Origin of the sequence: Pediococcus inopinatus (assembly GCF_002982135.1) — a bacterium.
GTDB classification, from domain to species: Bacteria; Bacillota; Bacilli; order Lactobacillales; family Lactobacillaceae; genus Pediococcus; species Pediococcus inopinatus.
This window is the reverse complement of sequence record NZ_CP019981.1, coordinates 857389-870084: the sequence shown is the minus strand read 5'-3', so window position 1 is coordinate 870084 and position 12696 is coordinate 857389. Positions and strand designations below refer to the sequence as shown.

Sequence of the window (12696 nt, the reverse complement as noted above, 5' to 3'; positions counted from 1 at the left end):
TAGGGTAAGTTTACCATAGGAAATAAGGAATGAAAACGGTTTTATGCATTTTAAAATGAATTTAAGAAAACTGTGATTGATGTATTGACGGGAAAATCTATGTTATGTATAATAATAAAGAACAACGGATTTACATTAGTTAGATTCGTCTGTTACTTTAGAGCTCGGAGGGAGGGATTCAAAATGGCAAAAACAGTCGTTCGTAAAAACGAGTCACTTGATGACGCTCTTCGCCGCTTTAAACGTACAGTTTCTAAATCAGGTACTTTACAAGAATATCGCAAACGGGAATTCTACGAAAAGCCAAGTGTTAAAAAGAAGTTAAAATCAGAAGCTGCTAGAAAACGCAAAAACAAGAAGCACTTCTAAATTTTTAACGCTCCTGAGAATATCAGGAGCTTTTTTTGTACAAAAAATAAAATTTCAACAAGGAGAATACTTATGAGTTTAGTAGATACAATTACGGATGATATGAAAACAGCCATGAAAGCTCGTGATAAAGAGACATTGAGCGTTATACGAATGCTTAAGGCTGCCTTAATGAACGAAAAAGTTAAAGTTAACCATGAGCTTAGTGATGAAGAAGCCCAGGCTGTCATTGGTCGTGAATATAAACAACGAAAAGAATCTGTAGAAGAGTTTGCAAAAGGTAATCGTGACGATTTAGTTCAATCAACTGAAGCCGAGATTAAAATCGTTGAAAAATATTTACCTAAGCAACTATCCAAAGACGAAATCGAAAAAATTGTTGCTGATACAGTTTCGGCAGTTGGTGCAACCAGCAGCTCTGATTTTGGTAAGGTAATGGGTGCCGTTATGCCAAAGGTTAAAGGAATAGCGGACGGAAAATTGGTAAATCAAGCAGTTAAAAGTCAACTTAGTTAATAACTTAAAATAAAAAATATTTTGCGAAAGCATGTAGTTGAGAAGGAGACAATGCGACTTGGCTGAACAAAAAACAATTGAAAAAGAATTTTTGTTGTCTAAACAAAGTGATGAGCTATCACTTCTAGGCAATCAAGATCGATTCGTACAAATCCTTGAAGAAGGAATGAGTGTTTCCATTCATCCATTTGGAGAAAAAATTACGGTCACCGGTGAATCAGAGGCTGTTGATCGAACAATCAACGTTTTTAAGAGCCTTTTATCTCTAGTCCAGCAAGGTATTCAGCTTAACACCGCAGATGTTGTGAGTGCGATGAAAATGGCGGATAAGGGTACCTTGAATTATTTTCAGGACTTGTATAAAGAAACACTTATAAAGGATAATAAAGGCAAAGCAGTCCGCGTCAAAAATTACGGTCAGCGCCAATATGTAGACTCGGTTAAACGAAATGATGTTACCTTTGGAATTGGTCCTGCCGGAACAGGGAAGACCTACTTAGCAGTTGTTATGGCAATTGCTTCTTTAAAACGCGGTGAAGTAGACAAGCTAATTTTAACTCGACCTGCTGTAGAAGCGGGGGAGAGCCTTGGGTTTCTACCGGGAGATTTAAAAGAAAAAGTTGACCCTTACTTACGACCTATTTATGATGCTTTGTATCAAATTATTGGAGCAGAACATACAACACGTTTAATGGATCGTGGTGTCATTGAGATTGCTCCTTTGGCATATATGCGGGGACGAACTTTGGATAGTGCTTTTGTGATTTTAGATGAAGCTCAAAATACAACCAGTGCGCAAATGAAGATGTTTTTGACTCGTTTGGGATTTGGGTCCAAAATGATTGTAAATGGGGATAAGACACAAATTGATTTACCACACGGGGTTCGTAGTGGACTTGTAGAAGCTCAACGCATTTTACAAGATCTTCGTCATGTGGGCTTTGTTAATTTCAGTGCGGAAGATGTGGTTCGCCACCCGGTTGTAGCGGAAATCATAAATGCCTATGAAGGGCATAAATCAAATTAAGTTGGAGTAGATTATGGACATTCAAATTTATGATCACACAAATGAAGAACCAAAAGCTAATATTGAACTTGTTCAAAATGTTTTAAATTTTGCTGGTGATTACCTCAAATTAGCAGAAAATACAGAAATGTCCGTAACTTTGATGCATAATGATGAAATTCATGAAATCAATAAAACTTATCGGCAAGTTGATCGTGCGACCGATGTGATTAGCTTTGCAATTGAAGATGATGAAGATTCAGATCCAATCATTATGGATGAGGAGTTAGCAGAAGAGATTGCACCTAATATTGGTGATTTGATGGTTTCGGTGGATAAGGTAAAGGAACAGGCTGAGTATTTAGGCCATTCTTATCAACGGGAATTAGGATTTCTTTGTGTTCATGGCTTTTTACATTTAAACGGCTATGACCATATGGAACCCCAAGATCAAAAAGTGATGTTTCCTCTTCAGAAAGAAATTTTAAACGCTTATGGCCTTAAAAGATAAAAGACAAACTGAAAAAAATCATACTTTCATACAATCCTTAGCACATGCCAGCCATGGTGTTGCGCGTATCTTTAAACAAGAAAAAAATATGCGCGTTCATGGCGGATTAGCAATCTTAGTAATTTTACTAGCCATAGTGCTCCAAATTTCTATTTTTGAGTGGTATTGGGTTTTAGCTTGTATTGGTGGTATGTTAGTTACGGAGACTTTTAATACAATTTCTGAAAATTTAGTAGATTTAATTACTGGAAAAACCTATAGTGAACTAGGAAAACACATAAAAGACATGGCAGCAGGCGGTGTCTTGATTTGCGCCATTTTTTCAGCGGTAATCGGACTGTGCATTTTTATACCCAAGATTTGGAATCTCATTATCCATTAGAATAGGAGAATTAACTTGGAAAATTCAAGTAGTAAATTTCGTTCAGGCTTCGTGGCCATTGTCGGCCGCCCCAATGTTGGAAAATCAACATTTATGAACTATGTAATCGGACAAAAAATTGCCATCATGAGTAACGTTCCCCAAACCACTAGAAACAAGATTCGCGGTATTTATACAACTGATGAAGAACAAATTATTTTCATTGATACACCAGGAATTCATAAAGCACATAATAAACTTGGTGATTACATGGTACAGTCGTCTTTATCAACTTTAAATGAAGTTGATGCGATCATGTTTATGGTTGCTGCCAATGAAGAACGAGGTGCTGGTGATAACTTTATTATTGAACATTTAAAACAGGTTAATAAACCCGTTTATTTAATCATTAATAAGATTGATTTAATCAATCCTAATAAAATGCTTGAAATTATGGATACGTATAAAGATGCCCTAGATTGGAAAGAAGTTGTTCCAATTTCTGCTACCCAAGGAAATAATGTTTCTGAATTGATGGATACTTTGTCAAAGCAGCTTCCTGAGGGACCTCAGTACTACCCAGAGGATCAGGTGACAGATCATCCGGAACGCTTCATTGTCGCTGAATTAATTCGTGAAAAAGTCTTAATGTTAACGAGACAGGAGGTTCCACATTCTGTAGCCGTTGTTATTGATTCTTTGAAACGTCAAGATAAGCGTAAGATTCATGTGCAGGCCACAATTATCGTCGACCGTCCTACTCAAAAGGGAATTGTTATTGGGCATGGCGGCCAAATGTTGAAAAAAATTGGAACGCTGGCAAGAGAAGACATTGAACGACTCCTTGGTGACCAAGTTTATCTTGAGTTGTGGGTGAAAGTTTCTGAAGGTTGGCGTGATAAACAATCACTGTTACAGTCTTATGGCTATCGGAAAGATAATTAATAGGTAATTACTATGGCAACACAAACAACTGCGCAATTTGACGGGATTATCATGTTTCGTAAAGATTATCGTGAGCGTGATCAATTAGTTAAAATCTTTACGCGTCAGTTTGGAAAGAAAATGTTTTATATTCGGGGCGCGCGAAAAAGAGGCTTTAAGCTTGCTGCTGCTATTTTACCGTTTACTAAAGGCGTGTACGTCGGCTTAATCCGAGAAAAGGGATTATGTTATCTAAATGCAGAAAAATCTCTGACCCAGTTCGAAAAAATTAATGAAGATATTGAACGTAATGCATATATTACGTATATTTTAAATTTAATTGACTCCGCCTTTGATGATAGTGTGCCAATACTAATATGGTTCGATATGGCTTCAGCAGCCTTGGAAAAGATTAATGCGGGGTTTGATCCTCAAATTATCGCTCATATTTTTGAACTGCAATTGCTACCCACTTTTGGTGTTCAACAAGAATGGCAACAATGTATCGTCTGTCATCGAAACGATCTTCCCCTTGACTATTCAGAATCTTCCGGTGGTGTCTTGTGCCAGGACCATTGGCATCTGGACCCCAACCGTTCACATCTTGATCGCCGAACTATCTATTATTTGCAGCAATTAAGTTCGGTGAATTTACAAAATGTTCAATCTATTCAGGTGCATACAGAAACCAAAATTAGATTAAAAACAATTATTGATACGATCTATGAAGATGAAGTGGGCTTAAAACTAAAAAGTAAACACTTTATTGATACAATGCCTTCATGGAATTGAGTACTTTAGATATTGACTTTAGTGCCTATTTAAACTACTATAAAAGAGAATTTAATACTGAACTGTGATGAAAAGAATTTTTAAATATTTTTTTAGAAAGCTTAGGGTTGATGAGACTAGGTAATTTATTTAGAAATTGGCGTTTCGGAGTTTACAAATTAAGCTGCTGGTTGTTTAACCAGAAGTAGGGTGGAACCGCGAGTAATTCGTCCCTACGTAGATATTTGTCTACGTAGGTTTTTTTGTGTTCATAAACAAACTTAAATTATCTATTTTTGAAAGGAAGACACACAATGGTTAATAAGTTAGCTGTACAAGACATAATTTTGACCTTGCAGCACTACTGGTCCGAACAGGGCTGTATGTTGATGGAAGCGTACGATACGGAAAAAGGAGCAGGGACTATGAGCCCTTATACATTCCTACGGGCAATTGGACCCGAACCATGGAACGCTGCTTATGTAGAGCCTTCACGTCGTCCCGCTGATGGTCGCTATGGAGAGAATCCTAATCGTCTTTATCAACATCACCAATTTCAAGTTGTAATGAAACCCTCCCCAGAAAACATCCAAGAACTTTATTTAGGCAGTTTGAAGGCCTTAGGAATTGAGCCTTTAGAACATGACATTCGTTTTGTTGAAGATAACTGGGAAAATCCTTCTATGGGCTGTGCCGGTGTTGGTTGGGAAGTCTGGCTTGATGGAATGGAAATCACTCAATTTACCTATTTCCAGCAGGTTGGGGGCTTGGAAGTTTCACCTGTCACTAGTGAAGTCACATATGGACTAGAACGACTAGCTTCATATATTCAAAACGTGGACTCCGTTTTTGATCTAGAATGGGGCCACGGTGTCAAGTATGGTGAAATTTTCAAAGAACCTGAATATGAAAATTCTAAATACTCTTTTGAAGAGAGCAATCAAGAAATGTTGTTGCACCTTTTTGATGATTATGAAAAAGAAGCTAAAGCACAAATTAAAAATGGGTTAGTTCATCCTGCTTACGATTATATTTTGAAGTGTAGCCACACTTTTAATTTGTTAGATGCTCGTGGAGCAGTTTCTGTGACAGAACGAGCAGGGTATTTGGCGCGAATTCGAAATATGGCTAAATCAGTTGCCAAAGCCTTTGTTCAGGAACGTGAAGAACTTGGTTTTCCACTATTAAAAGATGAAGACCGTAAAAAGGAGGTTACAAAATAATGGCACATTCCTATTTACTAGAAATTGGTTTGGAAGAAATTCCAGCTCACGTGGTTACTCCAAGTATTGACCAACTAAAAAAACGTGTTAATGATTTTTTGACTGAAAACCGGGTTTCTTTTGAAACGATAACAACTTTTTCTACCCCTCGCCGTTTGACTGTCTTGGTTGAAGGCTTGGCAGATCGTCAAGAAGATATTGAAAAAGAGGTTAAAGGTCCAGCTAAAAAGATCGCTTTGGATGAAAATGGTAATTGGTCTAAGGCTGCAATTGGATTCACTCGCGGTCAGGGCGCCACTACAGATGATATTACTTTTAAAGAGCTTAAAGGTACTGAGTATGTCTATGTGACCAAAAAAACAACGGGCCGGGCAATCGCGGATGTGCTACCTAATTTAAAGGCAGTCATTGAAAAGATGAATTTCCCAACAATGATGAAATGGGCTAATTTTAGTTTTAAATATATCCGCCCAATTCGTTGGATTGTATCACTATTAGATGATCAAGTAATTCCCATTAATATTTTGGATGTTCAAGCAGGAAACGTTTCTCAAGGGCACCGCTTTTTAGGAAAACCAGTCACCATTGCTAACGCAACGGACTATGAAACTCAATTAAATGCAGCCTTTGTGATTGTTGACGCTCAAAAACGTAAACAGTTGATCACCGAACAAATCCAAAAGATTGCAACGGATCAAAATTGGGATATTCAATTAGATAAAGACCTGTTAGAAGAGGTTAATAACTTGGTTGAATGGCCAACTGCATTTGCTGGTCATTTTGATGAGAAATACTTGGAAATTCCAGAAGAAGTTCTGATTACATCAATGCGCGATCACCAACGTTTCTTCTACGTTCGTGATCAAGCTGGTAAACTATTACCAAACTTTATTTCGGTTCGTAATGGGAATCGGGAACATTTAGACAATGTGGTAAAAGGTAATGAAAAGGTTTTAACAGCACGTTTGGAAGATGCAGCCTTTTTCTACCATGAAGATCAGAAGCACGACATTGACTATTACGTCGAAAAGCTGAAAAATGTTAGTTTCCACGATAAAATCGGGTCAATGTATGAAAAAATGGAACGAGTTCAAGTGATTGCACAAGAATTAGGTAAGTTTGTCGGCTTAGATTCACAAGCCTTAATTGATCTCAAACGAGCTAGCCAGATTTATAAATTTGATCTTGTTACGGGAATGGTTGGCGAGTTTCCTGAGTTACAGGGTGTAATGGGCGAAAAATATGCTTTATTAGCCAAAGAAAGTCCAGCAGTCGCAACTGCAATTCGTGAACATTATATGCCGATTAGTGCAGATGGTGCTCTTCCAAAAACAAAAGTAGGTGCTGTTTTAGCACTTGCAGACAAGTTTGACGACATTGGCAGTTTCTTTGCTGTTGATCTGATTCCAACGGGTTCAAACGACCCGTATGCACTCAGACGACAAGCCCTTGGAATTGTGCGTATTACACGAGATCAGAACTGGCACTTCCCGATTCAAGAACTACAAACAAAATTCCTGAAGGATCTTCATGATCACGAGGCTACTTTTAATTTAGATTTCAAACAACACGAAAATGCTGTTCGTGATTTCATAAAAGATCGTGTCCGGCAATGGTTTAGCCAAAAAAATGCCCGTTATGATATCGTTGAAGCTGTTACTAAGGGGACTGATTCGGATATTTTAGATATGCTGGATGCTGCTAAAGTTCTTGAAGAACATAAAAATGATGATAACTTTAAAGAAAATATTGAAGCTTTAACGCGGGTTCTTCGGATTTCAGAAAAAGCTGATCTAAAGGCTGGTGAATCAAATGTTGATCCTAAATTATTCGACAACGAATCTGAACAGAAACTGTATGATGCAGTGGAAGATGTTCGAAAAACAGCCGCAGATCACACAATTAACGAAAATTTCCAGGCTCTACAAGCACTTCGACCTTTGATTGATAATTATTTTGATCAAACTATGATCATGGTTGACGATCAAAACGTGCGCAATAATCGTTTGACTCAATTATCTGTATTAGCTAAAATGATTTTCTCAATCGGAAACCTAAAAGAATTGATTGTGAAATAGACAAACCACTTAGGTATAGTTTGCCGAATTAAATAATCTTCATTCTCGATTGCAGCAAGGCATTCGAATGAAGATTATTTTTAGTTTAGGTTATTTGCCTTTCCAAACTGAGCATTTCAATTGCTTTTTATAGAATAGGGCGGTATTATTTGTTATGTGTCGATATCGTGGGTTAGTGTGCACTTGAGAGGAGGTAATTGAATTTGGCAAAAGCGATTCCAGAAGATCTTATTGATCAAATTCGTACCTCGGTGAACATTGTTGACGTGGTTGGACAATACGTACAATTAAAAAAACAAGGGAAGAACTTTTTTGGATTATGTCCTTTTCATGAAGAGAAAACTGCTTCTTTTTCAGTTTCAGAATCAAAACAGATTTTTCATTGTTTCAGTTGCGGACGTGGCGGGAACGTTTTTAAGTTTCTAATGGAAATTAATAACATTGAATTTCCTGCTGCCATTCATCAGGTTGCTGATTTGGCGAATGTTGAAATCCCGGCTGAATATTCTGAAACAGGACGTGTGTCTAAAGAAAGTAGTGAACAAAGCCAGCTGATCGGATTGTATGATCAGGCTGCAGAGCTATACACGCATGTACTGTTAAATACTGAAATGGGACAAGAAGCGCTCACTTATTTACATGGGCGCGGATTAACAGATGATATTATTACGAAATTTCAATTGGGTTTTGCTCCTGGAGACCAACTTTTAAAAGAGTTCTTTGCTGAAAAAAAGATAGATTATCAGCTTTTAAGGCAATCAGGCCTTTTTATAGAGGATCAAGAAGGGCAACTTCGCGATCGTTTTCGTGGTCGCGTGATGTATGCCATTAAAAATCCGCAAGGCCATGTGATTGCATTTTCAGGAAGAATTTTAAATAAAGCAGATTCTCAGGCTAAATACATTAACAGCCCAGAAACACGAATTTTCAGTAAGAGCAACGTCCTCTATAATTTTGATGTTGCAAGATCAGCAATTAGACATGAAAAACGTGCAATCCTATTTGAAGGCTTTATGGATGTTATTGCGGCTTATCAATCTGGTGTAACCAACGGGATCGCATCCATGGGAACCAGTTTTACAAATGAACAAATTTATTTGTTGCAACGAACTACTTCCCAGTTAGACATTTGTTATGATGGTGATGATCCTGGACAGGCGGCAATTAATCGTGCTTTGGATGCTTTTGGGGCGAACAGTCAACTCAAATTGAGTGTTATCGAAATCCCCGATAAGCTGGATCCTGATGAATATGTACGTCAGCATGGAGCAAAACAGTTTAATGAAATCGTCCACTCCGCACGATTAACACCTACTGCTTTTAAGTTAACCTATTTGAAACGAAACTATAACTTAAATAACGAAGCAGATCAGCTAGCTTATATTGAACAAGCTTTAAAAGAAGTTGCAAACATAGATTCAAGTGTAGAACAAGATCTATATCTAAATCAATTGGCAAAAGAGTTCGGTGTTCAGCCACAAGATTTGAGCCAACAGCTGCGTCAGGTGCGCTCACAAACCAGTGTTGCAAATCATCAACAACAACCAGTCAAAACCGTGTCCACAGTCAGACAAGAATATCATAGGCAACAAGTAAAACTAGATAAAGTAGAAACTGCAGAAGCTCGCTTGTTAAACTATTTGCTTTATGATCATAATGTCTGGCTTAAACTTGCTGGATTGCCAAATTTTCATTTTGTTCATGAAAAATATCAGACAATTTATATGCTAGCAACAGGTTTCTTCGAAAACCATGACGGTTATGATTCAGCTGCATTTATGGATTTTGTTCATGATAGTGAACTCCAAAATGTGATCGCCGAGCTTGATTTACAGGATCTTGATGAAGAAAATGTTGACCAAGCTGTTGACGACTACATTAAGGTGATTACTTCAGAGGCACCACTTAGTCTACAAATTACAACAAAGAAAAAATCACTAAATGAAGCTAAAAGAATGGGTAATACTGAATTGCAACAAAAATTGGCTATTGAATTAATTGATTTATATCGACAGCGTCAAGACGCTTAATACGTTCATGGGAGGATTTAACTATGGCAGACAAAGAGACTACAACGAAAGCAACAAAAAAAACAACGACTACAAAAAAGGTAACAGCTAAAAAAGCCGTAAAAAAAACAACGACGAAAAAAAGGGCTCCCGCTAAGAAAAAAATTGCTCCTAAAAATAGCGCAACAAGTGTATTTAATACAGCTGATTATAAGAAAAAAGTTAATGCACTTATTAAAACTAATAAACCCAGCAAACAAATTAAATATGACGAATTAGCAGACAAGATTTCAATTCCCTTTAAATTGGATGAACGTCAAATCGATGATCTTATTCAAAAAGTTGAAGATGCCGGAATTAGTGTGGTTGATGAAAAAGGCAACCCAAGTGCCCATGCTTTAAAAGCACAAAAAATCAGTAAAAAAGAATTAGACGATACAAAGGCTCCAGCTGGTGTCAAAATTAATGATCCAGTTCGTATGTACTTGAAAGAAATTGGGCGTGTATCTTTATTAACAGCCAAACAAGAAGTTGAACTAGCACTTCGTATCGAAAAAGGTGAAGAATCAGCTAAACAAGAACTTGCGGAGGCCAATCTACGGTTAGTTGTTTCCATTGCTAAACGTTATGTTGGGCGTGGTATGCAATTCTTGGATTTAATTCAAGAGGGTAACATGGGATTAATGAAGGCAGTTGAAAAATTTGATTACCGTAAGGGGTTCAAGTTCTCAACCTATGCAACTTGGTGGATTCGTCAAGCAATTACGCGTGCAATCGCTGATCAAGCTCGGACCATTCGGATTCCTGTTCACATGGTTGAAACAATCAACAAGTTAATCAGAATTCAACGTCAATTACTTCAAGACCTTGGCCGTGAACCAACTCCCGAAGAAATTGGAGCCGAAATGGACATGCCTACTGAGAAAGTTCGTGAAATTCTAAAAATTGCTCAAGAACCTGTTTCATTGGAAACTCCAATTGGTGAAGAGGACGATTCTCATCTAGGTGACTTCATTGAAGATCAGGATGCAACTAGTCCTGCAGACCATGCTGCTTATGAGCTCTTAAAAGAACAATTAGAGGGCGTTTTAGACACGTTAACTGATCGTGAGGAGAATGTTCTACGTCTTAGATTTGGGCTTGATGACGGACGTACACGGACTCTAGAAGAAGTTGGAAAAGTATTTGGTGTTACACGAGAAAGAATTCGCCAGATTGAAGCAAAAGCTTTAAGAAAATTGCGCCATCCATCTCGTTCAAAACAACTTAAAGATTTCTTGGAATAAGTATGATTTTCTATTTAAGGATTCGAAGTAAAAGTACGTATTTTACTTCGAATCCTTTTTTATTTTTAAAATTCAGTTTTTTTAAGCAAAATTATCTTGCATGATATAATAAAGAAAAATCAAAAAAGGACTGTTTTAATGAATGCAAATAAACTTTCAGAGCGACTTCAAACTGTTGCTAGTTTTGTAAAATTAAATGCCAGAATTGCTGATATTGGCTCCGATCATGCTTACCTTCCCGTGTCTTTAGCCAAAAATAATCAAATTAGTTTTGCCATTGCTGGAGAAGTAGCGAAGGGACCTCACCAAAATGCCACTCATGAAATTATTGCTGAGGGTGTTCAAAAAATAGTATCTTCTCGTTTAGGTGACGGACTGGATGTCATTTCACCTGAAGATCAAATTGACACAGTTGTCATTGCTGGAATGGGCGGGACACTGATTACTCAAATCCTTGAACGCCAAAAAAACAAGTTAAAAGGTGTAACGGATTTAATTTTGCAACCTAACGTAGGAGAACAAAATGTTCGTAATTGGTTAATGCACCATGATTATCAAATAAAAGCCGAGCGGATCCTCAAAGAAGATCATCACATTTATGAAATCATTGTGGCAGAACAAGGAAAAACATCAACGTACTCTGAAAAAGAACTCCTTTTCGGCCCGCAAATCTTGCAAACTTTACCCAATTACATTTTTGAAGAAAAGTGGCAAGCTGAATTGCAGCGGGTTAAAAACGCAATGAGCCAAATGAAACGAGCTCAAGTAGTACCGGAAGAGAGAATCATTAAATTAAACCACAAAGCAACCTTGATTAAGGAGGTTTTAAATCTTGAAGATTAGAACTTTTATTAATGAATTTGAAAAATTTTCTCCTAAAGAATTGGCTGAACCTGGCGATCCAATTGGATTACAAATTGGTGATTTGAATGCGGAGTTTTCCAAAGTCTTGGTTACTTTAGATGTTCGCCCTGAAGTCGTTACCGAGGCTATTGAACAACACTGTGATTTGATTTTTGCGCATCATCCTGCAATGTTCCGCTCAGCGCATAACTTAGATCTATCCGTTCCACAAAATAAAATGTATGCCGAAATCCTTAAACATAATATTACTGTTTATGCGGCACATTCCAATTTAGATGCAGCTGACAATGGAATGAACGATTGGCTAGCAGAGAAAATTGGGCTTCAACACACAGAACGACTATTAGACGGTTACGTGGATCAAAATCACCACCAATTTGGTATGGGCCGGATTGGGTTTCTTGATCAACCAATGAGCGTATTGACTTTTGCAAGGTTAATTAAACAAAGATTTGAACTGCAAGGACTTCGAATCATTACCCAAGATCCCCAAAAAGAGATTTCACGCGTAGCTGTACTGGGTGGCGATGGCGGTAAATATTTCAAGCAGGCCCTAAAAAAAGGTGCTGATGTTTATGTGACTGGTGATGTTTATTATCATACGGGACACGACATGTTGGCAGCTGGCCTCACAGCCATTGACCCAGGGCATAATGTTGAAAAAATTTGCATTCCTAAATTGGCAACACTGTTCCGTTCGTGGCAACTAACAACTGACAATCAAATTCAAGTTTTCGAATCACAAGTGGATACAAATCCGTTTACCTTTATTTAAGGA

13 protein-coding genes are annotated in these 12696 nt (G+C 37.6%); all 13 read left to right on the top strand.

The features are described 5' to 3' along the window. Window positions 1-183: 183 nt before the first annotated feature. The 13 genes from rpsU to PI20285_RS04360 all read left to right on the top strand — a co-directional run bounded on the left by rpsU (window position 184) and on the right by PI20285_RS04360 (window position 12693). Window positions 184-369, top strand: coding sequence for a 30S ribosomal protein S21 (gene rpsU, locus PI20285_RS04420; RefSeq protein ID WP_056985993.1), 186 nt, complete (start codon window positions 184-186; stop codon window positions 367-369). 72 nt (window positions 370-441) lie between these two features. Beyond that, window positions 442-885 (top strand): GatB/YqeY domain-containing protein, encoded by a 444-nt coding sequence (locus PI20285_RS04415; protein ID WP_057772104.1) that lies wholly within the window; start codon window positions 442-444, stop codon window positions 883-885. 58 nt (window positions 886-943) lie between these two features. Continuing rightward, entirely contained in the window at window positions 944-1912 is a 969-nt protein-coding gene (locus PI20285_RS04410; protein WP_057772107.1) for a PhoH family protein, read from the top strand. A gap of 13 nt (window positions 1913-1925) precedes the next feature. Then, window positions 1926-2402 (top strand): rRNA maturation RNase YbeY, encoded by a 477-nt coding sequence (gene ybeY, locus PI20285_RS04405; protein WP_057772108.1) that lies wholly within the window; start codon window positions 1926-1928, stop codon window positions 2400-2402. Then, window positions 2386-2784 (top strand): diacylglycerol kinase family protein, encoded by a 399-nt coding sequence (locus tag PI20285_RS04400; protein WP_057772110.1) that lies wholly within the window; start codon window positions 2386-2388, stop codon window positions 2782-2784. The genes ybeY and PI20285_RS04400 overlap by 17 nt, the downstream gene beginning before the upstream one ends. Window positions 2785-2799: 15 nt before the next feature. Further along, entirely contained in the window at window positions 2800-3708 is a 909-nt protein-coding gene (era, locus tag PI20285_RS04395; RefSeq protein WP_057772112.1) for a GTPase Era, read from the top strand. A gap of 12 nt (window positions 3709-3720) precedes the next feature. Beyond that, window positions 3721-4479 carry a DNA repair protein RecO gene (gene recO / locus PI20285_RS04390; protein ID WP_057772115.1) on the top strand — a complete coding sequence of 253 codons (759 nt, stop codon included), beginning with the start codon at window positions 3721-3723 and terminating at the stop codon, window positions 4477-4479. Between the two features lie 293 nt (window positions 4480-4772). Next, complete coding sequence (glyQ, locus tag PI20285_RS04385) at window positions 4773-5681, top strand: glycine--tRNA ligase subunit alpha (protein WP_057772117.1); 909 nt, start codon at window positions 4773-4775, stop codon at window positions 5679-5681. Further along, a complete protein-coding gene (gene glyS / locus PI20285_RS04380; RefSeq protein ID WP_057772118.1) occupies window positions 5681-7759 on the top strand; it encodes a glycine--tRNA ligase subunit beta in 2079 nt (692 codons plus the stop codon). Before glyQ ends, glyS begins: the two co-directional genes overlap by 1 nt. Window positions 7760-7962: 203 nt before the next feature. Further along, a complete protein-coding gene (gene dnaG, locus PI20285_RS04375) occupies window positions 7963-9789 on the top strand; it encodes a DNA primase (RefSeq protein WP_057772119.1) in 1827 nt (608 codons plus the stop codon). Window positions 9790-9812: 23 nt separating this feature from the next. Beyond that, on the top strand, window positions 9813-11054 hold the full coding sequence (rpoD, locus tag PI20285_RS04370; protein ID WP_105782190.1) for an RNA polymerase sigma factor RpoD: 1242 nt from the start codon (window positions 9813-9815) through the stop codon (window positions 11052-11054). 138 nt (window positions 11055-11192) lie between these two features. Next, entirely contained in the window at window positions 11193-11897 is a 705-nt protein-coding gene (locus PI20285_RS04365) for a tRNA (adenine(22)-N(1))-methyltransferase (protein WP_057772121.1), read from the top strand. Further along, window positions 11887-12693, top strand: coding sequence for a Nif3-like dinuclear metal center hexameric protein (locus PI20285_RS04360; RefSeq protein WP_105782189.1), 807 nt, complete (start codon window positions 11887-11889; stop codon window positions 12691-12693). Before PI20285_RS04365 ends, PI20285_RS04360 begins: the two co-directional genes overlap by 11 nt. Window positions 12694-12696: the final 3 nt, after the last annotated feature.